This is a genomic window from Vibrio jasicida CAIM 1864 = LMG 25398 (genome assembly GCF_000400365.1).
Classification (GTDB): domain Bacteria; phylum Pseudomonadota; class Gammaproteobacteria; order Enterobacterales; family Vibrionaceae; genus Vibrio; species Vibrio jasicida.
Genome location: NZ_BAOG01000014.1, coordinates 106,773 through 131,166 on the forward strand (window position 1 = coordinate 106,773; position 24,394 = coordinate 131,166).

The window sequence follows — 24,394 nt, forward strand, 5'->3', positions numbered from 1 at the left end:
AAGCTATCTATTTGAAAGTAGACCAAATAGGAGCATGGTCTGACGGTTTCTCGATGCCACGCAGTTCGTAATCAACATCGGACTCAACACATTTTTGTGCAAGCGATGGCGTCGCAAGAATCACATCAATACGTAGACCTCGATTATCGTCAAAGCCGCGAGATCGATAATCAAACCAAGAGAAACGGTCATCCACTTCTGGGTGCAGGTTACGGAAAGTATCTTCGAATCCCCAATCCATTAGCGTCTTCAACCACTCGCGCTCTTCCGGTTGGAATGAGCATTTACCAGTCTTCAACCAGCGTTTACGGTTCGGTTCGCCGATGCCGATATCTGCATCAATCGGACTGATGTTGATGTCTCCCATTACAATCAGTTGTTCATCATTTGTATGGTGATCATTTAGGTAGGTCATCAGATCTTTGTAGAACTGGCGTTTGTATGGATATTTGGTCTCATGAGCGATGTTGTCGCCTTGAGGGAAGTAACCGTTTAACACAGTGACCTTTTCACCACTCTCATCTTCAAACGTCGCCATGATCATGCGCTTTTGGTGTTCTTCGTTATCGGTAGGGAACCCTTTTTGCACATTGATTGGTTCTTGTTTACATAGCATCGCGACACCGTAGTGTGCTTTTTGCCCATGAAAGTAAACTTTATAACCCATGGCTTCGACATCTTCGATTGGAAAAGCTTCGTCGTGCACTTTGATTTCTTGAAGACCAATGACATCAGGTTGGTGCTTATCGATAATGGCTTGGAGCTGATGCAGACGAGCACGAAGTCCATTGATGTTAAAGCTAATTACTTTCATTTTCTATCCTTCTGAAGGGCGTATTTGTGCTTGATGTTACCATTGGCCGGCATAGGCTGGAAACGTCGAAAGTAAATAAGAACAGTTATTTGTTACTGAGTTTGTTCTCTAGGTCATTCTGTACGATTTTAATTGCTTTTAATGCGGTTTCAGGTTCGATTTCATTCGACTCTAACAAGTAAATCAAATCGACGGCTAACTTCACCTCTTCTGGGGCATCATCGAGCGGAGATTTTGGTTGGTCAGTCATTACTGGTTCTTTTCCCTGTGTGTGATTTGATTTTCTAACTTAAGCAGCGCTGCTTCGCATCGTTCTAATCGTTGTTCTGTTGCTAAAAGTACTTTCTGCGCTTCAGCACGAGCAAAGCTTGGGGAAAACTCAACAGCTCTCTCTTTCTCCAGCACCATTTCTCGTAATCGACGAGCCCACTCTTGGTGTTGAGCTAGTTCTTGATACAAGACATTAATTGGCTTTCTAAAGTGACTGCTGTGTTTTACTTCGTTTTTGCGAATTTTTGTGGTGGAAATTTCACGCTGAATTGCGCCAATTTGCGCGACTAATCTTTCAGTTAAGTACTCTGCTCGTAATGCCGTGAGCTTTTGCTCCTTTTGCTCGCGTACAATCGAATCAAGTGTTGCTGTTGCTTCTTTTACGCAGGGTACGAGTAGTCGAGAGCGGCAGTGGAACAAACGCTCATCAAACAAAGGAACATGGTGTTCTCCACGCTGACGGTCAAGCATTGCAGCCTGTTTAGACATTTGTTCTAGATGTTCTGAGAGCTGGCTGATGTTCATGTTAATCCTACAAACCATGCATCGTAAGCGAGTTTAATGGCAAGCACGCTAACAACGGTAACAAAGACCGGACGTATGAACTTAGCACCAAAGTGGATTGCTGAATGCGCGCCAACAAAAGCACCAGCCATTAAACAGACGCCCATTGTTAAGCCTAGTACCCAGTTGATGTGTCCTAATACGGCAAATGTAACCAATGAAGTAAAGTTACTGGTAAAGTTCATTGCTTTAGCCAAACCAGACGCAAGCAAGATATTGAGTCGGTATAAGGCCATGGAACTCACCGTCCAAAAAGCCCCAGTTCCTGGCCCCGCTAAACCATCATAAAAGCCTATCGATAAGCCTTGCATATACTGCTTTTTATTTAGCATCGGACAAGGTTCGGGAGTTGGGCTTTGATGAGTCGACTGTGGTGGTTTATGGAAAACAGTATACATCGCAGCAGCGAGAATGATCAGCGGCAGCGCTTTCTCTAACCATTCTGTACTAATTGCATCAACAAATAGCGTTCCTAGTGTTGCACCAACAAGAGTGGCAACAAACGCTCTGCCCCAGCACTGGGGCTTAAAAAGACGTTTCTTATAGTAAGTATAGGCCGCCGTCGAAGAGGCAAAAGAGGCAGCTAACTTATTGGTGCCCAATGCGATGTGGGGAGGCAGCCCTAACGACAGTAACGCGGGAACAGTCAGCATACCACCACCGCCAGCAACAGCATCGATAAATCCAGCAACAAAAGCGACTAGCGCCAACACCAACAGCATGGTTGGCTCAATCATTTCCATAAATAGTTATTCTTTTAATATTCTATTTTGCGTTTAAACGGAGGAAGCGAATCAATCAGAGCTTGTCCGTAGCGTTTTGTTATCAAGCGTCTGTCGAGGATGGTCACTCTACCAGAATCTCGTTCTTTGCGCAGTAATCGACCAACGCTTTGGATCAGCTTTTTACTTGCATCTGGAACCGTGATTTGCATAAACGGGTTACCACCCTTTTTCTCGATGTACTCCGAGTGTGCTTGTTCAACTGGAGAAGTAGGGACCCCAAATGGAATTTTTGTGATAATGAGGTTTTCCAATAGCTCTCCAGGTAAATCAAGGCCTTCAGAAAAGCTGCCTGTACCAAAAAGGATGCTGGTTTTCTGCTTATCAATGAGCCTTTTATGTTTTTTTAGAATTTCTGTTCGTGAACTTTCGCCTTGAACTTGCAACGCCCAACCTCGTTTTATGAAACCAGCATTGAGTGCATCAGCAACTTGGTTCATCTGCCAATAAGAGGAGAATAATACCAAGTTCGCTTTATTGTCTTCTAAATACTTAGGCAAAATTTCAATAAGATATTCAGTAAACTGCGGTGCCTGCGGTTCATACTTCATTGCTGGTATCAGCAGTTCGGCTTGATTCTGATAATCGAAAGGAGACGCTAGTGCCAAAAACTGTGTTCCTGAGTCCGGTTTGGCGTCAACGCCCACTTGATGGCAAAAGTAATTAAATGAGTTTAGTGCTCGCATAGTGGCAGAAACCAATACGGCGCCGATGCAACGACTCCAGATTTGTTGGTCTAGTTGCCATCCAATTTCCAACGGGGAAACGCTGACAATAAAATCGCCTTCACGATCTGGGTGTTTTTCTAACCAGCGCGCAAGAGGTGCACCTTTGTCTCGGCTTGGCTCGGCCATTAAACGCCAGACTTGAGCTAGGTTTTCCAAACGTTGGATGTAAAACCCTAACTCAGCCAAAGCTGGTTCCGCCAATCTTGATGAAAGTTCGCCATCTTTAACGCGCTCAGCTATTAGATCGGCGATCTTTGCGACGCTTTGGTTTGCCTTTTTGCTTAGTTGTTTTAAATCTTTTGATTGATTTTCCAACCAAGTCGGTAGCTCACCATGTTCAAAACGGTATATCCCTTCCTCAAACTGGGCTGGATCAAACTGTTTAGTCAGTTGGGTCAACGCAGGAATCAGTTCCTGTACGGATTCTTGTAGATCATTACGGAATCGACCAACACGTTTTTCATCTGTTAACGAAGAAAATTTGGTGATTGACTGGTTGAGCTTTTCTAACCAAGCAGCTGCACCTTTTAAACTGGCTGACGCAGAAGCGTGATCGCGAGCGACATGAGGTAGATGATGAGCTTCGTCAAACACGTAAATTGTGTTTTCTGGCTCAGGGAGGATCACTCCACCACCCAAATCTGCATCGGCCATTACGAGTGAATGATTGGCGATAATGACGTCATTTTTATCCAACTCTGCTCGAGCTTTTTGAAAAGGGCAGCCTCGGTGTGCTGGTAAGCTGTTGTTACAGCTGTGCTTATCACTGACAATAAGTTGCCATAACTGATCATCTATTGGTTTCGGCCAAGAGTCTCGGTCGCCATCCCACTTCCCTTGAGCGAGGGAGCGATACATGGTTTCCAGTAGCTCAATATCTTTCTTCTTCGGTTTAGTTTCAAACATCGCTAACTGGCCGCCATCGACACCACTTGCCGTCGCGAGTTTTTCAGCACAACAATAACGCTGTCGACCTTTTGCAAGAATAAAAGAAAACTCTCGATCGGTGATACGACGAAAAAGAGGCAGGTCTTTATTCACCAACTGTTCTTGTAGAGCGACGGTGGCTGTTGAGATCACTACTTTACGATTGTTATAAACCGCCACAGGAATCGCTGCCATCAGATAAGAGAGTGATTTACCGATGCCAGTACCAGCTTCTGCAATCAACATGCGATTTGACTTGTGGTATTGCCCGCATAGTGTTTTCGCAATTTCTGCAACTAAGTAGTTTTGTGCTCTTCGTGGAACAAAATTATCAAGCTGCGCTTGTAAGTTTTGGTAACTGGTGCGAATCGATTTTTGAATGTTACTGGTTAGCATACGGGCCTCAAATGCGTTGGAGGCGCATAGTAGCACACATCACTAGTTGTACTGTAGTTCACAAAACGGAATGCTTTTATGATAAATATCGATCTTGTTCACAAAAAAATATTGAACCTAAACTAAATGAAAATAATTTCATTAGTCGAAAAATATAAAACTTCAAAAATGATACCTTTGTAGTGTTTTCTTCTAAAGTTTATTGTTGTATGGCAATTGAAAGGTGTTTTCTATTTGTTATTAATGAATTACTAAATTAAGAAAAATCAAGTTCATTGTTTAGAACTTCATCGAATATTTTAAATGTAAATGCACAAGGCTTTGTATTTAAAGGATATTTTTGTTTTTTGATAAAACTATTTAGAAAATTTGACAGTCAGAATAATCTTTTGCACTCTAGTGCCCAGATTTTGTAGGTAAAGCATTGTTACGTTTCGATAACAAGCTACCTCAAAAATATAAAAAAAGGGAATCGGACAAGGATATCCCGAACTAAGAAAAGGCAGTGGATTAAATATGAAAAAGACTCTTTTAGCACTAGCGGTTGCTGCTACAGCAACTACTGTGAATGCGGCTGAAGTATTCAAATCTGACGAAGGTTCTGTAGATTTCTACGGTCAGCTACGTCCAACTCTTCTATTCCTAGACAGCACAGACCACACTGCAGAGCTAAACACTAGCTCTTCACGTATGGGTGTAAACGGTGTTTACGTTGTAAACGATAGCCTAAAAGTTCTAGGTGAAGTTGAAATCGGTGTAGCTCTAGGTGATAACTACGGCGCTGGTGCTGATTCAAGTGAGCGTACTGACGACACTGTATTCGTTCGTCGCCACATCTTCGGTTTCGACATGGGCGAAATGGGTACTATCCGCTTCGGTAAAGAAGGTACTTTCGCAGATGACGTTTACGGTGCGGATTACTCTTACTTCTTCGGTGGCTCTGCTCTACTTTACGGACACGAGTGGAACAACGACTCTCAAATTAAATACGCATTCGAAAACGACGCATTCTGGCTAAAAGCGGGTTACGCTCTAGGCGAGAAAGACAAGAACGAAGAAGTTCGTGAAGTATTCGTAGGTAAGTCTTTCGGTGACCTATCTATGCACGCTGGTATCCTTTCTTCTGTAAACAAGATTGCGGTAAACAAGGTTGCTCACGATTCAGAAAACCTATCTTTTGAAGTAACTGGTGAGTACGCTCTAGGTGAGCACACTCTTGGTGCAACATACTACTACAACGAAGACGAGAACAAGATCTCAGACGAGACTGTTGATTCTCACGGTATCTCTCTAGCAGGTATGTTTGCAGTAGCTCCTAAGACAACTCTTTACTCTGGTTACGAGCTAGTAATGTCTTCTTCTGACCAAGCTGGTACTGTAGACGGTGATGATTCACGTTTCTACGCTGGTGTTGAGTACAAGTTCTCTAAATGGGCTCGCGTATTCGTTGAAGGCGCATACGTATTTGAAGAAACTTCAACTGACAACGTGAAGACAGACAGCAAAACTGACTTCGGTGTTGGTGCACGTTTCTACTGGTAATCAAAACCCAGTTTGATATTGTAAGACCCAGCTTTATGCTGGGTCTTTTACTATTGGAGATAAGGATTTAATTTCTATGCAGTTATCATTAAAAGTGGCAATCACACTTTCTGTTCTAGCCAGTACAAACTTATATGCTGCAACGACCTTGGTGGTTCCTGAAGACGTAAAATTACTTGCGGTAAATATGGAGAAGCCAAAGTTGGAGGGTGGTTTGTTTTCGGATGAGAAAACAATAGAGATTCCTGACGGTACCAACCAAATTGTCTTCAAGTATCAACCAGAATTTGAGATTGGTGATGATATCAAAGGGGTTTATGGTGACGCCATTATTGCCAAGTTTGATGTAAAAGACGAAGAACTGAAATTTGAACTACCAAAGTTCAAAACCTACCGCCAAGCACAAACCAACATCTCTCCTTTAGAGTGGCAACTACTAGACTCTAAAGGCCAGCCAATCGACCTTGTTGAAGACGTTCTTGAGTCCGATGGCGTTCAAATTGGTCGTAACTATGCTCAGGAAGCTCGCAACTATAATATTGCAGGCGGTGTCGCTGGGGTTGCTGTGACATATGTGACAGTAAACCAACACAGCCAAGCTGTTACAGGCGTAGAGCCTAAAGCGGTTGCGGTAGTCGACACGAAATCTGCGACTGCACAAGACAGCCAAATGGTTGATCTACTTAAGACGATGTACCAAAAGGCCACTCCACAAGAAAAAGAAACCTTTAAAAAGTGGGTTGCTCAACAATAATCGTTATTAGTAACGATAAAAACTAAAAAAGCAGGCAAAAGTCTGCTTTTATGTTTTTTGATGTTTATTGTTGGAGCGTTATTTCTTTCCACTCGCCAGGTTTGAGGTTGTGTAACTCAATCCCTCCCATCGAGTAGCGTACGAGTCGCAGTGTCGGAAAACCGATATGTGCAGTCATACGTCTTACCTGACGGTTTCTTCCTTCTATGATAGTAATCGCTAACCACGTTGTTGGAATGTTTGCTCGGAATCGGACAGGTGGAGTCCTATCCCAGATCTCTGGTTCAGGCATCACTTCTACTTTTGCTGGTAAGGTCATGCCATCTTTTAGCTCTACGCCTTTACGTAGCATCTCCAAGTCTTCTTCTTTAGGGGCTCCATCCACTTGTACCCAGTAAGTTTTTGGTGATTTTGATTGGGGCTGCGTCAACTTCGCTTGCAAAATGCCATCGTTTGTTAAGACCATCAATCCTTCGCTGTCTCGATCTAAGCGGCCTGCGGCATACACATTTTTCACTGGAATAAAGTCGGCTAGCGTTTTGCGACCATCTCCATCAGTGAACTGGCTCAACGTGTCATACGGCTTATTAAAAATGATCACTCTGCGATCTTCTAAGGCAATGCGTGGCTTAGATGTTTTTGAAGCGCGGGCAGGGCGACTTTGTCGATTTTTCGCTTGTCCATTTGAGTGGTTTGCTTTTCCAGAGCGTTTAAAATGACTCGTTTTCGATTGGTGAGTACCGCGACCTTTTTCATGACCCGAGCGAGATGACATGTTAACTACCTTGCAAAAATGTAAATGAACTGTGTTTGAAAGTTTTATGTTTTCTTGTTATCGGCTATCATTTGCGCGCCTAAAACTAACAAAAGCGCAGAGAATAATAGACTATTTCGTGTTATTTGTTTAATGATATAGCTAAGTTGCTTTAGTGAGACATTTCTAACGGAAATGGACACCAAAGTAAGCTTGGCACCAAGTGCACTCATGGATATAGAGCCATAGAGCTTCAAACTATAAGAAAGAGTGCAAACCGCATGTCGCGTTGGTGAGGAGGAATGCACTACTAACGTTAAGCAATGCGTCAATTCAACGAACTCAGTTGCTGAGAAGTTCAGCTAAGTTGAGTAAAAAATAGGGAAATTTCATGCCTACAGAAAAACCTACAATTATCTACACAATCACTGATGAAGCCCCGGCGTTAGCAACCTATTCATTACTACCAATCATTCAATCGTTTACCGCATCGTCTGGCATCAACGTAGACACTCGTGATATTTCGCTAGCGGGCCGCATTATCGCTAACTTCCCAGAGCATTTAAAAGAAGAACAACGTATTGGTGATGCTCTAGCAGAACTTGGCGAGTTAGCGAAAACACCGGAAGCGAACATCATTAAGCTTCCAAACATTTCGGCTTCAATTCCTCAACTAAAAGCCGCAATCAAAGAATTGCAAGCGAAAGGGTATGCGCTTCCAAACTACCCTGAAGAACCGACCACTTACGAAGAAGAAGCAATTAAAGCGACTTACGACAAAATCAAAGGTAGTGCAGTAAACCCGGTGCTTCGTGAAGGTAACTCTGACCGTCGTGCTCCATTATCAGTTAAGAATTACGCGAAGAAAAACCCACACTCAATGGGTGCATGGTCAGCTGAGTCTCAATCTCATGTATCAAGCATGACAGGAGATGACTTCTTCGGTAGCGAAAAATCGACGACCATTACTGGTGCTACTGACGTTAAAATTGAATTCGTCGCTGCTGACGGTTCGGCAAAAGAACTTAAATCAGCATTCCCTCTGCAAGATAAAGAAGTGATCGATTGTTCAGTCATGAACAAGAAAGCGCTTGTTGAGTTCTTCGAGAAAGAAATTGCAGAAGCAAAACAGCAAGACGTCCTTCTGTCTCTTCACATGAAAGCAACCATGATGAAGGTATCGGACCCAGTTATCTTTGGCCATGCAGTTAAAGTGTACTACAAAGACGTTTTCGCAAAATACGGCAAGCTATTTGAAGAACTAGGTGTAGATGTAAACAACGGTCTTGGTGATGTTTATACTAAGATTGAATCTCTACCTGCTGAACAAAAAGCGGAAATTGAAGCAGCTATTTTAGCGGTATACGAGAGTCAACCAGCGCTTGCGATGGTTGACTCTGATCGTGGTATTACTAATCTCCACGTACCGAGTGACATTATCGTTGATGCTTCTATGCCAGCAATGCTTCGTGCTTCTGGCCAGATGTGGGGACCAGATGGTAAGCAAAAAGACACGAAAGCGATGATCCCAGATCGTAGCTATGCGGGTATCTACCAAGCGGTTATCGATTTCTGTAAAGAACACGGTGCATTTGACCCAACCACAATGGGCAGCGTGCCAAACGTGGGTCTAATGGCTCAGAAAGCAGAAGAATACGGCTCGCATGATAAGACATTTATCCTAGACGCTGCTGGTACTGTACGTGTTGTCGACACTTCTGGTGCGGTTCTTCTTGAGCAAACTGTCGAAGCAGGTGACATCTTCCGTATGTGTCAGGTGAAAGACGCGCCAATCCAAGATTGGGTGAAACTTGCCGTCACTCGCGCACGTGCAACAGGTGTACCAGCGGTGTTTTGGTTAGACGAAGCGCGTGCACACGATGCTGAACTGATCAAGAAAGTGAATGCATACCTTCCTGAGCACGACACTTCAGGTTTAGAGATCAAGGTTCTAGCGCCAATCGATGCATGTCAATTCTCTCTAGAGCGCATTAAAGAGGGGCTAGACACCATTTCTGTAACAGGTAACGTACTTCGTGACTACCTAACGGATCTATTCCCGATTTTGGAACTGGGTACTTCTGCGAAAATGCTGTCAATCGTTCCACTAATGAACGGCGGTGGTTTATTTGAAACTGGTGCTGGTGGCTCTGCGCCAAAACACGTCCAACAAGTTGAGAAAGAAAACCACTTGCGTTGGGATTCTCTGGGTGAGTTCCTTGCTCTAGCTGCATCATTGGAGCACCTAAGTACAGTTGCTGGTAATGCGAAAGCTCAGGTTCTGGCTGAGGCATTGGACAAAGCGACAGGTGAATTCCTAGACGAGAATAAATCACCGTCACGTAAAGTGGGTGAGTTGGATAACCGCGGCAGCCACTACTACCTTGCGACGTATTGGGCGAAAGCTTTGGCTGAACAAAGTGCAGATGCAGAACTGGCTGCTGAATTCGCACCAGTTGCTAAAGCCCTTGCAGAACAAGAAGAAGCGATTGTTGCTGAGCTGAACAACGCACAAGGTGTAAGAGGTGAACTCGGTGGTTACTACGCGCTAGATGATGCTCTTGCATCAACACTAATGCGTCCAAGTACGACGTTGAACGGCATCATTAACAAGTAAGCATTGATTTCGCGCTATTTCGGTAGCGCGTTTTTATGTTACTTAGTTTAGTGCTCTTACAAACGTAATAAACCCGCTCATAGGCGGGTTTATTTTTCTCTTCATAACACTAGAAGGTAAAGCCAGTGTTATGAGAGCAAATGGTTTTGTCTTTCCGACAGCGCTCTAGTTATTTGGCTTGGGCTTCTATTGGAACAACGCTGCTAGCGTGTGAGCCCTTTGGACCTTTTTCAATCTCGTATGAGACTTGTTGGCCTGCTTTCAGTGTACGATAACCGTCCATTTGGATAGTTGAGTAGTGGGCAAAGATGTCTCCTTCCTCTTCATCTGAACAGATAAACCCAAATCCTTTGGCATTGTTAAACCACTTTACTGTACCTGTAGCCATGCTTTTACATCCCTCATGCATTTTTTACTGATGTTGTTACAACACCAAGCCATACCTTTAGCTTGGTCTCATTGCTAGCGTTCACTAACACACGTCGAGTTGGGCACTTCCATATTCATCAAATTGTTAGAAATCCAACAAATTCAAAATGAGGATTTATGCATCAACACTTTCCACTGTAGTCAATGAATTCTGACAGTCAATAGTCAAAGGCGACAATCGGAAACATTATTGAAAACAAATCACTTTTGAGATTAACAATTTTGCAAAGTGTTTCTGCCGCATGCGTAAGCTTTTAGTTAAAAGGACTGCAAGGTGTTGATATAGGGGGGAGGCATACTAACCAAGTTGATTACATTAGAAGATTCTACTGAATGAATAAAAAATGACGTTTTCGTGATAAATAACCGATTATCAACCATTAAATGTGATCTTCTTTCTTATCGGAGCACTAATTAATATAAGTGAAGTGAGTCGAAATTTGGTAAACACAACCGCAAAAATAAGCATGTGTTGGGATAAAAATCTTTTATTTGCGCCCCTGCCAGAGGTGCATTAGTCTCTATGTAAGGACATAAATTTTATCTATCAAAGTCCAATTAGGTGCCACATCTCACTACACCGCATGGCATGCTTATGGTAGATTGTTTTTATAGGTTAAAAACATCAACCCTTTGATACGATATCTTTGAATTGCCATGAGTAAAAATTTTGAATGGGTGACTCCAGACTCTGATCTTCTGGAGCGAGAAAGTACGAAAGTTCAGCCACCTAAGCTGTACAACGTAGTTCTAAACAATGATGACTACACACCTATGGATTTCGTCATAGAGGTACTTGAGCGATTCTTCTCGCATGATATTGATAAAGCAACGCAAATCATGCTCAAGATCCACTATGAAGGAAAGGCAATCTGTGGCACATATAGCGCAGAGATTGCTGAGACAAAAGTAGCGCAAGTGACGATGTACTCAAGGGAAAATGAGCATCCGCTACTATGTACTATGGAGCAAGCGTAATAAGAAGACTTGCTCGAGCAACCAAAGTTGTTCTTTCGGGAGGTACTTATGCTAAATAAAGAACTAGAATCAAGCCTTAACGGTGCATTCGCTCGTGCACGTGATAAACGCCACGAGTTTATGACTGTCGAACACCTCCTACTTGCATTATTGGAGAATGATGCAGCTAAGGAAGCCCTACTAGCCTGCAAAGCGGATCTTGACGCTTTGCGCAACGAACTCGATATTTTTATCGACCAAACAACGCCACTCATCCCAGAAAGTGACGAGACGCGCGAAACCCAGCCGACATTGAGCTTTCAGCGTGTACTTCAGCGCGCCGTTTTCCATGTACAGTCGTCTGGTCGTAGTGAAGTGACCGGTGCAAATGTACTTGTTGCTATCTTTAGTGAGCAAGAATCTCACGCTGCTTATCTATTGAAGAAGAACGACATCTCTCGTTTAGACATCGTTAACTTCATTTCCCACGGCATCACAAAAGCTTCGGGTTCTAATGAAGACCCATCTTCGTCTGACTCTTTTGGTTCAGAAGCGCCAGAAGAAACGAATCCAGAAGAACGATTGGAAAGCTTTGCGACTAACCTAAACCAAGTCGCGAAAGCTGGTAATATCGATCCACTCATCGGGCGAGATAAAGAGCTAGAACGTACTATTCAAGTTCTTTGTCGCCGACGTAAAAACAACCCGTTGCTAGTTGGTGAAGCAGGCGTTGGTAAAACAGCAATCGCTGAGGGTCTAGCTTGGAGAATTGTTGAAGGCCAAGTACCAGAAGTGATTCAAAACAGTGTTATCTATTCTCTAGATATCGGCTCTTTGCTTGCTGGTACAAAATATCGTGGTGATTTCGAGAAACGCTTTAAGTCAGTCTTGAAGCAGCTTGAGAAAGAAGAAGACGCGATTCTGTTTATTGATGAAATTCACACCATCATTGGTGCAGGTGCAGCTTCTGGTGGTCAAGTTGATGCAGCGAACCTAATCAAACCTCTGCTGAGTAGCGGTAAACTGCGTTGTATCGGTTCGACAACTTACCAAGAGTACAGCAACATCTTTGAAAAAGAGCGCGCGTTGTCTCGCCGTTTCCAAAAGATCGATGTCGTAGAGCCATCGCTGGACGATACGACGAAGATCCTAATTGGTTTGAAACCAAAATACGAAGCGCACCATGAAGTCCGTTACACCAACAAAGCGCTACGTGCAGCGGTTGAGTTATCGGCGAAATACATCAATGAACGTCATTTGCCAGATAAAGCGATCGACGTGATTGATGAAGCGGGTGCACGCAGCCGTTTAGCGCCGGCGAGTCGTCGTAAGAAGACGGTTGGCGTTGCAGACATCGAATCCATGGTTGCGAAGATGGCGCGTATTCCAGAGAAATCTGTGTCGTCGTCTGACAAAGACATTCTGAAGAACCTTGATGACAAGATGAAGATGCTGGTCTTTGGCCAAGACAATGCGATTGACGCACTGTCAGAGGCGATCAAGCTATCTCGTGCTGGTTTAGGCGTTGATAACAAGCCTGTTGGTTCATTCTTGTTTGCCGGTCCAACTGGGGTTGGTAAAACAGAAGTGACGGTTCAGCTTTCTAAACTATTAGGCATTGAGCTTCTTCGTTTTGATATGTCTGAGTATGGTGAACGTCATTCTGTGAGTCGTCTGATTGGTGCACCCCCAGGTTATGTTGGTTACGATCAAGGTGGTTTGCTGACTGATGCGGTGCTAAAACACCCGCACTCAGTGGTTCTGCTTGATGAAATCGAAAAAGCACACCCAGATATCTTTAATTTGCTGCTGCAAGTCATGGATAACGGTACGCTAACGGATAATAACGGTCGCAAAGCGGATTTCCGTAACGTGATCCTTGTTATGACAACCAATGCTGGTGTAGCTGAAACTGAGAAGAAATCGATCGGTCTGATCCAGCAGGACCACAGTCATGACGCGATGGCGGAAATTAAGAAGGTGTTCACACCTGAATTCCGTAACCGTCTAGATAATATCATTTGGTTCAATAGCCTAGACGAAACAGTCATCCATCAAGTTGTTGATAAGTTCATTGTTGAGCTTCAAGTACAATTGGATGCTCGCGGCGTATCAATGGAAGTGTCTCAAGACGCTCGCCATTGGTTGGCGGATAGAGGTTATGACAAAGCGATGGGAGCTCGTCCTATGGGGCGTGTTATCCAAGAGCAGCTTAAGAAACCTCTGGCAAATGAACTGTTGTTTGGTTCACTTGTAGATGGCGGAACAGTGAGAGTCACGCTTGTGAAAGACGAGCTTAAGTTTGAATACCTAAGCGAGAAAGAAGCAGCACTTCACTAATTCTCTGTTGAAATCTATTTTAAAAGCGTGCGCCTAGGTGTGCGCTTTTTTGTGTCTGCAAGAATGGAGCAAGCCTGTGGAGTGTATTGAAACTCCCAAAAGTAAGCTTGGTATTGAGAGCAAAAAAACAGACAATAAAAAACGGAGCCTTGAGCTCCGTTTTTTATTGTATTCGAAAATCAGAGATTAACGAGCACGGAAGACGATGCGGCCTTTAGATAGGTCGTATGGAGTCATCTCTACAGTTACTTTATCACCAGTAAGGATACGGATGTAGTTCTTACGCATCTTGCCAGAGATATGTGCAGTCACAACGTGACCGTTTTCAAGTTCAACGCGGAACATAGTGTTTGGTAGAGTGTCAAGCACAGTGCCTTGCATCTCAATTACGTCTTCTTTAGCCATTTAATCCTCTTTAGAAATTAGGCGGTATTAGCGCGCTTATTTTGCCGCTAAACAGTAATTATGTAAAGTTGGGGCGTATTCTACCCTTGCCAACGCTGATTTACTAGCCTTTGGTGTCGTTGAAAGCGAGTTTTGTAGTTCATTGCCGGACATTCATCGATTTGATAGCCCAAATAAAGCCAATGTTTGTTCTGTTGCTGGCAAAACTCAATCTGATACAACACAGCTAACGTACCGAGAGATAAGGAAAAATCAGGGTCATAGAAGGTGTAAAAGGCGCTTGAACAATTCTCCATTATATCGGTAACTGCGACGGCGATTAATTGCCCAGAATCCGTGTATAAATGGAGAAAACCCGTCTTCAACCAAGTCGTTTGCGCAAATCTTGCGAACTCATCTTCTTTCGGTGGATACATAGTGCCATCTTTGTGGCGTTTACAAATATATCGACTGTATAAATCGAACCATGCATCATCGAGCTCAGATTTCATTTCCCATTGAATGGTCTTCGCTTTGTTCAATAAACGCTTTTGGCTTTTAGAACGGATGAAATCGGGCACAGCAATCCTTATCGGCTGACAAGCATTACACTGCTCACAGTGAGGTTTGTAAATCGTGTCGCCACTGCGACGAAACCCATTGGCCATGAGTATTTGGTAGTTCTGGTCGCTGTGTAAACTAGGATCTAGCGCCACTGCAACGCGCTCTTGGCGCTCCGGTAGGTAGCTGCATGGGTGATTGTTGGTCAACCCGATACGAATTTGTTGAAGATCCGTGCTCATGATTCAGCGCCTTGCAAAGTTTGTGGTTCGAACGTTTCCAAATTAATTTTCTTATCCCTTAAAGATAGTAGTTTTTGTACGAAATCGTCACGCTCTAGTTCAAAGGCTCCAAGGGATCGCAGGTGAGGGTTCATCACCTGACAATCGATTAATTGGCCTTGGTTTGACGCCAAATGTTCGCATAAATACCACAATGCAACTTTAGAAGCGTTGTCTTTGAGACTGAACATCGACTCACCACAGAAAAGTTGGCCGACGCTGATACCATACAACCCCCCGACCAATTGATCATCGTGCCATACTTCTACTGAGTGGCAGTGTCCTTGCTTGGCAAGCGCAATATAGGAAGCTTGCATCTCCGGATTGAGCCATGTTTCTTCCGCTGGACGGGTAGAAGCGCACAATTCAATTACGTGCTCGGTTGCATTGTTTAGCGTTACTTTATACTGTTGTTTACGCTGAAACTTTTTAAGGCTCTTTGATGGAGTGAAAGTTGCTGGGTCAAAAACCGCTCTCGGAGATGGACTCCACCATAAGATTGGTTCTCCAGGCCCATACCAAGGGAAGATTCCTTGATGGTAACCCGTTAGGATCCTTTGAGGATTGAGATCGCCCCCAAATGCTAACAATCCATTTGGGTCGTGTAGGGCCTCATAGGGAGAAGGGAAGGCAAAAGAGTCATCAAGTTCAGTTAAATAAATAGCCATAAAGAAGAGTTTACCAACATCAAAGCCTATAGGAATGAAATATGAGCAGAGCAATACTTAGCGCAAAACGATGGGCATGGATCATACTGTTTTTACCATTTTTCGCCAATGCAGCTTATGAAAGAAATGTCGCAAAACCAGTGAATCAAGTGGTGTATGGCAAGGTTGATTCTGTGCGATACATTACTCAACAAGAAGTTAAACAGTCGCAAAGCAACGGTTGGGAAACACTACTCGGTGCGACCATTGGTGGCTTAGTTGGTAACCAGTTTGGTGGTGGTACAGGTAAAGAAGTCGCAACCGCAGTTGGCGCGTTGGCAGGTGCGGCCGTGGTCAAAAACCGTAATAACTACGAATATACGGTTGAATATAAATTGGTTGAATTACTGGTCAAGGTAGACGGCAACAAGCTAATTAATGTGATTCAAGACGTGGACAATAGTATGTTGTTTAACCGTGGTGACGATGTGCGAATCCTATATTTTGACGACGGTGTAAGGGTCGATATCGCTTATTAAGCTGACGTTAGCATACTAATTTTTGAGCTGACTAATTATTCAAAAATTAGCATGGATTTACTCTGGTTTTGTGTTGGTTTTTTCGTTAGTCTGAATTCACGAAGAATTGTTTAGCTCTCTAATAAAATCGAAAGAGGGCACAAAGGATTATCTACTTTCAATGGAAAGCCTAACGTTACAACCTATCAACAAAATTCAAGGGGAAGTGAATCTTCCTGGATCGAAAAGCGTTTCTAACCGAGCTCTGCTTCTCGCTGCCCTTGCAAAAGGCATGACTCGTTTGACCAACCTTCTAGATAGCGATGACATTCGCCATATGTTGAATGCACTGACTAAGCTTGGTGTGCAGTACCAACTGTCTGAAGACAACACAGAATGTGTTGTAGAAGGTCTTGGTCGTCCATTTTCAGTTTCTGAACCAGTAGAGCTATTTCTTGGTAACGCGGGGACAGCGATGCGCCCGCTTGCCGCAGCATTGTGTCTTGGACATGGTGAGTATGTTCTGACTGGTGAACCTCGTATGAAAGAGCGTCCGATCGGTCACCTAGTGACAGCCCTTCAAGCGGCTGGTGCAGACGTTACTTACCTAGAAAACGAAAACTACCCACCACTGAAAATCGTCGGCACTGGTCTTAAATCTGGTTCTGTATCGATTGATGGTTCGATTTCTAGCCAATTTTTAACGGCATTTTTAATGTCAGCGCCTTTGGCTGAGGGCGAAATTCGCATCAATATTGAAGGCGAATTGGTTTCAAAGCCTTACATCGATATCACGCTGCATATCATGAAGCAGTTTGGTGTAGAAGTGATCAATAACGACTACCAAGAGTTTGTTATTCCTGCTGGTCAGCAATACATTGCGCCGGGTGACTTTTTGGTCGAAGGTGATGCATCATCCGCTTCTTATTTCTTGGCTGCAGCAGCGATCAAAGGTGGTGAGGTCAAAATCACTGGCATTGGTAAAAACAGCATTCAAGGCGATATCCAATTCGCTGACGCACTGGAGAAAATGGGTGCGGAAATCGAGTGGGGTGAAGACTACGTCATTTCTCGTGTTGGTCAATTGAAAGGCATCGATATGGACTACAACCATATCCCAGATGCAGCAATGACAATCGCAACGACTGCATTATTCGCTGAAGGTACAACCGCGATTCGTAACGTGTACAACTGGCGCGTAAAAGAAACTGACCGTCTATCTGCAATGGCAACTGAACTTCGTAAAGTCGGTGCAGAAGTGGAAGAGGGTGAGGATTACATCATCGTTAAGCCCGTACCACAGCTTACGCATGCGGCGATTGACACCTACGATGATCACCGTATGGCGATGTGTTTTTCTCTGGTGGCGCTAAGCGATACACCTGTGACGATTAACGATCCTAAGTGTACGTCAAAGACATTCCCTGACTACTTTGATAAGTTGAAAGCACTGAGTTGTTAACTCACTTATTGAAAGAAAAAAGCCAGAGTGGATACTCTGGCTTTTTTGATGAAATTTCAAAAGCTTATTTACTTAGTGTGAACTCTTTTGAAAGATGATGCGCTAGGTATTTAAACATATTGAATACCGCAGTGGTTTTTGGGGTCGGTAGGCCTTTATCGTCTAGGAAATACTCACCTTTAAACACCAAAACATCGTCTTTTTCTTCTACGCTTGTGGCACGCATTCCTTCGATAAAATCCTCGTGCTCTTGGATGATTTGGTTTGCGATCAACAGGAGGTCGAATTTTTCAATGTGTTTTCTATCAGACATAGCGTTCTCGTCATTCAATGAAACTTAATTGGCCGCAGTATACCTACAATTGCCGTGGCTTTGCAGAGGTAAATTTGTGATTACGTGTTTGCTACAAAGCACACATTAATATAGAAGAAAAACCGCAAAGCATTCTCATATGCTAATGATGCTTATTTCGCTGTCATGATCTAAGGTTACGTTCTGATAGCGAAAGAAAAAATATTTTGTGATGAGAGACAAAATTTATTGAATTCGACTAGCGGGCAGAAACTTTGCCTGCTTAGTATATGCCGCTCAAGACCTTTTGCAGAACCCTGCCTTGTTAAAGTATAAAGGCGATGAATTGTCAACCAATCGGATCTGAATTTCAAAAAAGCAGTTGATCTTCTTTTCATCTCGCACAATAGTAAAAAAAGAAGCAATGAAATAGAACATTATGCGGGTAGGCTCTTTTTGGAGTTTTCACCCGCATTATTATGAAGGACGTTAGAGTCAGTTATGGGTAAATCGCTCGTTATAGTGGAGTCACCAGCCAAGGCTAAGACGATAAACAAATACCTTGGTAAAGACTTTATTGTTAAGTCTAGTGTTGGTCACGTGCGTGATCTGCCTACGGCCGGTCAAAGCACTGGTGAGAAAAAAGCCGCGGCAATTTCTACGAAAGGAATGAGCCCGGAAGAAAAAGCGCGTGTCAAAAAAGAAAAAGACCGTAAAGCTCTGATCAAGAAAATGGGGATTAACCCATATCATGACTGGGAAGCGAACTATCAAATCCTTCCGGGTAAAGAAAAAGTCGTTAGTGAACTGCAAAAACTAGCCAAAGATGCTGATCACGTCTATCTCGCAACCGATTTGGACCGCGAAGGGGAAGCTATCGCATGGCACCTTCGTGAGATCATCGGTGGCGATGAAGAGCGATACAAACGTGTAGTTTTTAACGAGATTACAAAGAATGCTATCCAACAAGCTTTCCAGACTCCTGGTGAGTTGAATATGGATGGCGTGAACGCGCAGCAAGCACGTCGTTTCATGGACCGCGTAGTAGGTTTCATGGTTTCTCCATTGCTATGGAAGAAAGTGGCGCGTGGTTTGTCTGCGGGCCGAGTGCAGTCAGTGGCTGTTAAGCTATTGGTTGAACGTGAGCGCGAGATTAACGCATTTATTCCAGAAGAGTTCTGGGATATTCACGCAAACACTCATACCAAAGATAAGACAGCATTTAAGTTGCTCGTGGCGCAAAAAGAAGGCACCGCATTTAAGCCTGTGAATGAGGCTGAAACTAAAGCTGCGATGTCTGTACTTGAAAACGCAAGCTACGAAGTGTGTAAGCGTGAAGACCGCCCGACGAAGAGCAAACCGTCTGCGCCTTACATTACGTCGACATTACAGCAAGCGGCAAGTACACGTCTTGGCTACGGTGTGAAGAAAACCATGATGCTCGCTCAGCGTTTGTATGAAGCGGGTTACATCACTTATATGCGTACCGACTCGACAAACCTGAGTTCAGAGGCGGTGGATGCGGTTCGTGGATTTATCGGTTCAGAATTTGGTGACAAATACCTTCCAGCTAAACCATTAACTTATGGCAGCAAAGAAGGTGCGCAAGAAGCGCACGAAGCGATTCGCCCTTCCGATGTTGCGGTGAAAGCAGAAGACCTACAAGGTGTTGATGCAGATGCGCATAAACTGTACTCGTTGATCTGGAACCAATTCGTTGCCTGTCAAATGACACCAGCAGAATACGATTCGACGACCATCAGCGTAAAAGCAGCGGAATACACGCTAAAAGCGAAAGGCCGTATTCTGAAGTTCGATGGTTGGACTCGTGTTCAGCGTCCAATGGGCAAAAATGAAGACACGATTCTTCCTGCGGTCCAATTGGGTGATAAGCTAAACCTTGAGTCTCTTGACCCGAAACAACACTTCACAAAGCCACCTGCGCGCTTTACTGAAGCTGCTCTAGTTAAAGAGTTAGAGAAACGTGGCATTGGCCGACCTTCAACCTACGCGTCAATCATTTCTACGATTCAAGATCGTGGTTACGTAAAAGTTGAACAACGCCGCTTCTACGCAGAGAAGATGGGTGAGATCGTTACAGACCGCCTAGATGATAGCTTCAACGATCTAATGAACTACGACTTCACTGCACGTATGGAGCAAAAGCTTGACCAAATCGCAGAAGGTGAGGTGAAGTGGAAATCGGTTCTTGATAACTTTTTCACTGACTTTACTGGTGACCTAGAACAAGCAGAGCAAGACGAAACTGAAGGTGGCATGAAGCTGAATCACATTGTGATGACAGATATTGAGTGTCCGACATGTAGCCGTCCAATGGGTATTCGTACCGCTTCAACGGGTGTATTCCTTGGTTGTTCTGGTTATGCATTGCCACCGAAAGAACGTTGTAAGACAACGATCAACTTGGGTGATGAAGACGGCATCATCAATGTTCTTGAAGAGGACGTTGAAACAGCGGCACTGCGTGCTAAAAAGCGTTGTCCTATCTGTGAAACAGCGATGGATGCGTATCTAATCGACGATAAGCGCAAGATGCATGTTTGTGGTAATAACCCGAACTGTGAAGGCTACATCGTTGAACACGGCGAGTTTAAGGTGAAAGGCTACGATGGCCCAGTTGTCGAGTGTGACAAGTGTGGCTCTGACATGGTGCTTAAAAACGGTCGTTTCGGTAAATACATGGATTGTACGAGTGAAACGTGTAAGAACACTCGTAAGATTCTGAAAAATGGCGAAGTTGCGCCACCGAAAGAAGACCCAGTTCATTTCCCTGAACTGCCATGCGAAAACTCGGATGCGTACTTTGTTTTGCGTGATGGTGCTTCTGGCTTATTCATGGCAGCAAGTAACTTCCCTAAATCGCGTGAGACTCGTGCACCGTTAGTGTCAGAACTAGCACGCTTTGAAGAGCGTTTGCCTGAGAAGTTCAAGTACCTAACGACTGCGCCAGTTGCTGACCCTGATGGTCGTCCGACAGTGGTTCGATTTAGCCGTAAGAGCAAAGAGAACTATGTGCGAACGGAAGACGATGGCAAACCAAGTGGCTGGACTGCACTTTACATTGACGGTAAATGGGAAATCACCGACAAACGTAAAAAAGCCAAAGCATAATTAATGGTTCAAATGAAATAAGGCAGCGAATTCGCTGCCTTATTTTTTTCGTAAATTCCTGCTGTTTTATAAGTTATATCAATACGACTCACTTCAACTCCCTGCATTTTTATTTTCATCTTCCGGTCATAGTTTCATCGTATCCTGTCGCAAAACTGTACTTGTGTAGTCAATCGGTTTGTAAATTGTTTTCACAATGTAATCGTTTGCGTCCCGTTGTGTGATCAAGATATCGTCTTGAGTAAGTAACATCTGTATGTCACACAGAATGGCGTATTTAAAATTGTAATTTAGTTCCAGTTCGATAACTTATTACACAAATAATGCAACTGTATGCTGCTATTTGGTGCTGAGAATAAAAAATAAATAAGGTGCCTGCATAGAGGATGTGCAATAGCTTTTTTTGTTTATACCGCGAGAGCTCAGAGAAGCCCATCGGTATGGATGTACTAACGTGTTCGCTTGACTCCCCGAGTCCTGCTCACCTCAAACGAACACTAATTCCAAGCTATAACTATATATGGAGAACAACGAATGGCTGGTGTTTTGGGAATGATTCTTGCTGGCGGTGAAGGCTCTCGTCTGAGACCTTTAACGGAATCCCGCAGTAAACCTTCGGTCCCTTTCGGCGGAAGTTACCGACTTATTGATTTCGCTTTGAACAACTTCGTGAATGCGGATCTGATGCGCATTTATGTCCTCACTCAATTTAAGTCTCAATCTTTGTTCCATCATATGAAGAAGGGTTGGAACATCAACGGTATTACCGATCGATTCATCGACCCAATCCCAGCACAAATGCGTACGGGTAAGCGTTGGTATGAAGGTACGGCGGATGCTATCTATCAAAACCTACGTTTTATGGAGCTTGCTGAGCCTGACCAAGTTTGTATTTTTGGTTCTGATCACATCTATAAAATGGACATCAAACAGATGTTGAACTTCCACAAAGAAAAAGAGGCATCGTTGACCGTTTCAGCATTACGTATGCCTTTGTGTGAAGCATCGCAATTTGGTGTTATTGAAGTGGATGCCGAAGGTCGTATGGTCGGTTTTGAAGAGAAACCAGCACAACCTAAATCAATCCCGGGCGATCCAGAACATGCACTCGTTTCCATGGGCAACTACGTATTTGAAGCCCAAGCACTATTTTCTGAGCTGATTGAAGATGCGGATAATGAAGCGTCTTCACACGACTTTGGTAAAGACATCATTCCTAAGATGTTCCCACGTGGCGACGTGTTTGTTTATGACTTCAGCACAAACCGTATTACTGGTGAAAAAGAAGAAGTTTACTGGCGTGATGTCGGTACTATTGACGCGTACTGGCAAGCTCATATGGATTTGTTGGAAAAAGACGCCCCGTTTTCTCTCTACAACCGCAAATGGCCACTGCACACTTACTACCCACCATTGCCGCCTGCAACGTTTACCGACTCAGTTAATGGCCGAGTTCAAATCATCGACAGCTTAGTATGTAACGGGAGTTACGTGCGAGGCTCAAGAATTGAAAAATCAGTACTGGGTTTCCGCAGCAACATCGCTTCTGCGTGTGACATCAGCCAAAGTATTTTACTTGGTGATGTTAAGGTCGGTGAAGGATGTGTACTTCGTCGCGTGATTGTAGACAAGGATGCCGACATTGCACCTGGTACGCAAATTGGTGTAAATCTACAAGAAGATAAAAAGCACTACCACGTGTCAGAAGATGGCATTGTTGTGATTCCAAAAGGAGCAAGAGTTGGCTACTAACAATTTGTCTGTACTGTTTGTAGCGTCTGAAGTCGAAGGACTGATAAAGAGTGGTGGCTTGGCTGATGTAGCCAAGGCACTGCCAGAAGCCCTTCAAAACCTTCAGCAGGATGTACGAATTACAATTCCAGCTTACACAGCTATCGAGCGACTAGCGGAAGCCGAGTTGGAATTAGATACCGAGTTAGCGCACTGGCCGTATACGGCATACAAAGTGTTGAAGCTAAACCTTGGTGATAATCCGGTCTATTTGATTGATTGCCCTCCGTATTTCAATCGTCCGTCAATGTACGCTGAAAATAACCAAGCTTACACGGATAACGGTGAGCGCTTCGCGTTTTTTAGTGCAGCGTGTCTAGATATGTTGCCAAAACTTGGTTTTCAACCAGATATTGTGCATGCCAACGATTGGCATACTGGTTTAGTCCCATTTTTGCTTAAACATCGTTATGGCAATGAAGCATTTTTTGCCAAGACTCGCAGTGTAATTTCCATTCACAACGCAGTCTTTAAAGGGGTATTTAGCTACGATGACGTCCAGTGTTTACCTGAATTTCACAGCCGCAATGTTCCTGATGCCGCGGTAAGCGCAACGCACATCACTATGCTCAAAGCAGGGGTGATGAACGCGGATAAAATCAATGCGGTAAGCCCCACCTACGCTGAAGAGCTTAAAACAGAACTTGGCAGCCATGGTATGGCGTGGGAATTCCAGCAACGCGCAGGTGATCTTGTTGGGATTTTAAATGGTTGCGATTACGGAACATGGAACCCTGAAACCGATTCTAATCTTCCGTTAAATTACAAAGCGAACCGTCAAAGCATGGTCCGTGGCAAAAATGCATGTAAAAAAGCGCTACAGCAAAGGCTGGGGATTGAAGAATCAGACAACGCCATGTTCGGTATGGTGTGTCGTCTAACGCAACAGAAAGGTGTGCATTACCTGCTGCCTGCATTAGCTGATTTCCTTAAGCATAATGTTCAACTCGTCGTTGTTGGCACTGGTGATCCTGTTCTTGCTGCACAGTTAAGGGACGTAGCCGCACAATTTGCGAGTAAGTTTGTTTTTGTAGAGGCTTACGATAACGAGCTAGCACATTTGGTTGAGGCAGGCTCGGATTTCTTCTTAATGCCTTCTGAATTTGAGCCGTGTGGTTTGAACCAAATCTACAGCATGGCCTATGGCACTTTGCCAATCGTTCGTGGGGTAGGTGGCTTGAAAGACAGCGTGAATGACTACGATGTGGATCCAGCTGATGCAACGGGCTTCGTTTTCTATGAGCCAACACCGCAAGGTCTATTACTGACAATGTTGAGAGCACTTCTTCTTTACGCACAAAATGTGACAGAAGTGAGACGTGTACAACTTCATGCTATGCAAAAAGACTTTTGTTGGCGAAAAGCTGCAGAAGAGTATTTGCAACTGTATAGGGCTGCGTTAAATTGACGCAAAATCTTTAAAAAGTGTAACGAAAGGCACCGAATTAGGTG

The 24,394-nt window shown here is 43.9% G+C and carries 21 protein-coding genes; 10 read left to right on the top strand and 11 right to left on the bottom strand.

Annotation, left to right across the window (positions count from 1 at the left end; translation table 11 throughout):
• Positions 1–7: 7 nt before the first annotated feature.
• The 5 genes from xthA to dinG all read right to left on the bottom strand — a co-directional run bounded on the left by xthA (position 8) and on the right by dinG (position 4,481).
• Entirely contained in the window at positions 8–814 is an 807-nt protein-coding gene (gene xthA, locus VJL_RS04050; RefSeq protein WP_038875944.1) for an exodeoxyribonuclease III, read from the bottom strand.
• An 85-nt stretch (positions 815–899) separates the two neighbouring features.
• Positions 900–1,064 carry a pleiotropic regulatory protein RsmS gene (rsmS, locus tag VJL_RS04055; RefSeq protein ID WP_038866726.1) on the bottom strand — a complete coding sequence of 55 codons (165 nt, stop codon included), beginning with the start codon at positions 1,062–1,064 and terminating at the stop codon, positions 900–902.
• Complete coding sequence (locus VJL_RS04060; protein ID WP_038866728.1) at positions 1,064–1,609, bottom strand: primosomal replication protein; 546 nt, start codon at positions 1,607–1,609, stop codon at positions 1,064–1,066. The genes rsmS and VJL_RS04060 overlap by 1 nt, the downstream gene beginning before the upstream one ends.
• Positions 1,606–2,391: a sulfite exporter TauE/SafE family protein gene (locus VJL_RS04065; RefSeq protein WP_038866730.1), complete on the bottom strand. Its 786-nt coding sequence runs from the start codon at positions 2,389–2,391 to the stop codon at positions 1,606–1,608. Before VJL_RS04065 ends, VJL_RS04060 begins: the two co-directional genes overlap by 4 nt.
• Positions 2,392–2,405: 14 nt before the next feature.
• Positions 2,406–4,481 carry an ATP-dependent DNA helicase DinG gene (dinG, locus tag VJL_RS04070; RefSeq protein WP_038866732.1) on the bottom strand — a complete coding sequence of 692 codons (2,076 nt, stop codon included), beginning with the start codon at positions 4,479–4,481 and terminating at the stop codon, positions 2,406–2,408.
• 516 nt (positions 4,482–4,997) lie between these two features.
• On the opposite strand from dinG, the gene VJL_RS04075 reads away from it, so the two are divergent.
• Together VJL_RS04075 and VJL_RS04080 are read left to right on the top strand one after the other, a co-directional pair.
• Positions 4,998–6,023 (top strand): porin, encoded by a 1,026-nt coding sequence (locus VJL_RS04075; protein ID WP_020195015.1) that lies wholly within the window; start codon positions 4,998–5,000, stop codon positions 6,021–6,023.
• A 76-nt stretch (positions 6,024–6,099) separates the two neighbouring features.
• A complete protein-coding gene (locus VJL_RS04080; RefSeq protein WP_038866735.1) occupies positions 6,100–6,777 on the top strand; it encodes a DUF2057 family protein in 678 nt (225 codons plus the stop codon).
• A 64-nt stretch (positions 6,778–6,841) separates the two neighbouring features.
• Here VJL_RS04080 and VJL_RS04085 read toward each other — a convergent pair whose 3' ends face one another.
• Positions 6,842–7,552 carry a pseudouridine synthase gene (locus tag VJL_RS04085; protein WP_038875946.1) on the bottom strand — a complete coding sequence of 237 codons (711 nt, stop codon included), beginning with the start codon at positions 7,550–7,552 and terminating at the stop codon, positions 6,842–6,844.
• Between the two features lie 370 nt (positions 7,553–7,922).
• Here VJL_RS04085 and VJL_RS04090 point away from each other — a divergent pair, with 370 nt between their 5' ends.
• Positions 7,923–10,148 (top strand): NADP-dependent isocitrate dehydrogenase, encoded by a 2,226-nt coding sequence (locus tag VJL_RS04090; RefSeq protein WP_038875947.1) that lies wholly within the window; start codon positions 7,923–7,925, stop codon positions 10,146–10,148.
• A 169-nt stretch (positions 10,149–10,317) separates the two neighbouring features.
• Here VJL_RS04090 and cspD read toward each other — a convergent pair whose 3' ends face one another.
• Positions 10,318–10,536: a cold shock domain-containing protein CspD gene (gene cspD / locus VJL_RS04095; RefSeq protein WP_038866741.1), complete on the bottom strand. Its 219-nt coding sequence runs from the start codon at positions 10,534–10,536 to the stop codon at positions 10,318–10,320.
• Positions 10,537–11,234: 698 nt separating this feature from the next.
• Here cspD and clpS point away from each other — a divergent pair.
• Positions 11,235–11,555, top strand: coding sequence for an ATP-dependent Clp protease adapter ClpS (gene clpS, locus VJL_RS04100; RefSeq protein ID WP_005427554.1), 321 nt, complete (start codon positions 11,235–11,237; stop codon positions 11,553–11,555).
• 48 nt (positions 11,556–11,603) lie between these two features.
• Complete coding sequence (gene clpA / locus VJL_RS04105) at positions 11,604–13,874, top strand: ATP-dependent Clp protease ATP-binding subunit ClpA (protein ID WP_038866743.1); 2,271 nt, start codon at positions 11,604–11,606, stop codon at positions 13,872–13,874.
• A 186-nt stretch (positions 13,875–14,060) separates the two neighbouring features.
• Here the strand turns inward: clpA and infA are convergent, their stop codons facing one another.
• From infA to aat, 3 genes are all read right to left on the bottom strand, one after another.
• Positions 14,061–14,279, bottom strand: a complete 219-nt coding sequence (infA, locus tag VJL_RS04110; RefSeq protein WP_001040192.1) for a translation initiation factor IF-1 — start codon at positions 14,277–14,279, stop codon at positions 14,061–14,063.
• 80 nt (positions 14,280–14,359) lie between these two features.
• Positions 14,360–15,061: an arginyltransferase gene (locus VJL_RS04115; RefSeq protein WP_038875949.1), complete on the bottom strand. Its 702-nt coding sequence runs from the start codon at positions 15,059–15,061 to the stop codon at positions 14,360–14,362.
• Complete coding sequence (gene aat / locus VJL_RS04120; protein WP_038875951.1) at positions 15,058–15,768, bottom strand: leucyl/phenylalanyl-tRNA--protein transferase; 711 nt, start codon at positions 15,766–15,768, stop codon at positions 15,058–15,060. The genes VJL_RS04115 and aat overlap by 4 nt, the downstream gene beginning before the upstream one ends.
• A gap of 41 nt (positions 15,769–15,809) precedes the next feature.
• Between aat and VJL_RS04125 the strand changes: the two genes are divergently transcribed.
• Entirely contained in the window at positions 15,810–16,286 is a 477-nt protein-coding gene (locus VJL_RS04125; protein ID WP_038866750.1) for an outer membrane lipoprotein, read from the top strand.
• A gap of 160 nt (positions 16,287–16,446) precedes the next feature.
• Positions 16,447–17,727 (top strand): 3-phosphoshikimate 1-carboxyvinyltransferase, encoded by a 1,281-nt coding sequence (aroA, locus tag VJL_RS04130; protein ID WP_038875953.1) that lies wholly within the window; start codon positions 16,447–16,449, stop codon positions 17,725–17,727.
• Positions 17,728–17,791: 64 nt separating this feature from the next.
• Here the strand turns inward: aroA and VJL_RS04135 are convergent, their stop codons facing one another.
• The gene (locus VJL_RS04135) at positions 17,792–18,040 is read right to left on the bottom strand and encodes a YciN family protein (RefSeq protein ID WP_038866754.1); all 249 of its coding nucleotides are present in this window, start codon (positions 18,038–18,040) and stop codon (positions 17,792–17,794) included.
• 480 nt (positions 18,041–18,520) lie between these two features.
• Here VJL_RS04135 and topA point away from each other — a divergent pair, with 480 nt between their 5' ends.
• The 3 genes from topA to glgA all read left to right on the top strand — a co-directional run bounded on the left by topA (position 18,521) and on the right by glgA (position 24,350).
• A complete protein-coding gene (gene topA, locus VJL_RS04140; protein WP_038866755.1) occupies positions 18,521–21,151 on the top strand; it encodes a type I DNA topoisomerase in 2,631 nt (876 codons plus the stop codon).
• Between the two features lie 534 nt (positions 21,152–21,685).
• A complete protein-coding gene (gene glgC, locus VJL_RS04145; RefSeq protein ID WP_038866756.1) occupies positions 21,686–22,903 on the top strand; it encodes a glucose-1-phosphate adenylyltransferase in 1,218 nt (405 codons plus the stop codon).
• Positions 22,893–24,350 (top strand): glycogen synthase GlgA, encoded by a 1,458-nt coding sequence (gene glgA, locus VJL_RS04150; protein ID WP_038875955.1) that lies wholly within the window; start codon positions 22,893–22,895, stop codon positions 24,348–24,350. The genes glgC and glgA overlap by 11 nt, the downstream gene beginning before the upstream one ends.
• Positions 24,351–24,394 lie beyond the last annotated feature (44 nt).

What these genes read in the sequence shown, in the direction of transcription:
- xthA (WP_038875944.1), bottom strand. Translation starts at nt 814, where the DNA reads ATGAAAGTAATTAGCTTTAACATCAATGGACTTCGTGCTCGTCTGCAT.
- rsmS (WP_038866726.1), bottom strand. Translation starts at nt 1,064, where the DNA reads ATGACTGACCAACCAAAATCTCCGCTCGATGATGCCCCAGAAGAGGTG.
- VJL_RS04060 (WP_038866728.1), bottom strand. Translation starts at nt 1,609, where the DNA reads ATGAACATCAGCCAGCTCTCAGAACATCTAGAACAAATGTCTAAACAG.
- VJL_RS04065 (WP_038866730.1), bottom strand. Translation starts at nt 2,391, where the DNA reads ATGGAAATGATTGAGCCAACCATGCTGTTGGTGTTGGCGCTAGTCGCT.
- dinG (WP_038866732.1), bottom strand. Translation starts at nt 4,481, where the DNA reads ATGCTAACCAGTAACATTCAAAAATCGATTCGCACCAGTTACCAAAAC.
- VJL_RS04075 (WP_020195015.1), top strand. Translation starts at nt 4,998, where the DNA reads ATGAAAAAGACTCTTTTAGCACTAGCGGTTGCTGCTACAGCAACTACT.
- VJL_RS04080 (WP_038866735.1), top strand. Translation starts at nt 6,100, where the DNA reads ATGCAGTTATCATTAAAAGTGGCAATCACACTTTCTGTTCTAGCCAGT.
- VJL_RS04085 (WP_038875946.1), bottom strand. Translation starts at nt 7,552, where the DNA reads ATGTCATCTCGCTCGGGTCATGAAAAAGGTCGCGGTACTCACCAATCG.
- VJL_RS04090 (WP_038875947.1), top strand. Translation starts at nt 7,923, where the DNA reads ATGCCTACAGAAAAACCTACAATTATCTACACAATCACTGATGAAGCC.
- cspD (WP_038866741.1), bottom strand. Translation starts at nt 10,536, where the DNA reads ATGGCTACAGGTACAGTAAAGTGGTTTAACAATGCCAAAGGATTTGGG.
- clpS (WP_005427554.1), top strand. Translation starts at nt 11,235, where the DNA reads ATGAGTAAAAATTTTGAATGGGTGACTCCAGACTCTGATCTTCTGGAG.
- clpA (WP_038866743.1), top strand. Translation starts at nt 11,604, where the DNA reads ATGCTAAATAAAGAACTAGAATCAAGCCTTAACGGTGCATTCGCTCGT.
- infA (WP_001040192.1), bottom strand. Translation starts at nt 14,279, where the DNA reads ATGGCTAAAGAAGACGTAATTGAGATGCAAGGCACTGTGCTTGACACT.
- VJL_RS04115 (WP_038875949.1), bottom strand. Translation starts at nt 15,061, where the DNA reads ATGAGCACGGATCTTCAACAAATTCGTATCGGGTTGACCAACAATCAC.
- aat (WP_038875951.1), bottom strand. Translation starts at nt 15,768, where the DNA reads ATGGCTATTTATTTAACTGAACTTGATGACTCTTTTGCCTTCCCTTCT.
- VJL_RS04125 (WP_038866750.1), top strand. Translation starts at nt 15,810, where the DNA reads ATGAGCAGAGCAATACTTAGCGCAAAACGATGGGCATGGATCATACTG.
- aroA (WP_038875953.1), top strand. Translation starts at nt 16,447, where the DNA reads ATGGAAAGCCTAACGTTACAACCTATCAACAAAATTCAAGGGGAAGTG.
- VJL_RS04135 (WP_038866754.1), bottom strand. Translation starts at nt 18,040, where the DNA reads ATGTCTGATAGAAAACACATTGAAAAATTCGACCTCCTGTTGATCGCA.
- topA (WP_038866755.1), top strand. Translation starts at nt 18,521, where the DNA reads ATGGGTAAATCGCTCGTTATAGTGGAGTCACCAGCCAAGGCTAAGACG.
- glgC (WP_038866756.1), top strand. Translation starts at nt 21,686, where the DNA reads ATGGCTGGTGTTTTGGGAATGATTCTTGCTGGCGGTGAAGGCTCTCGT.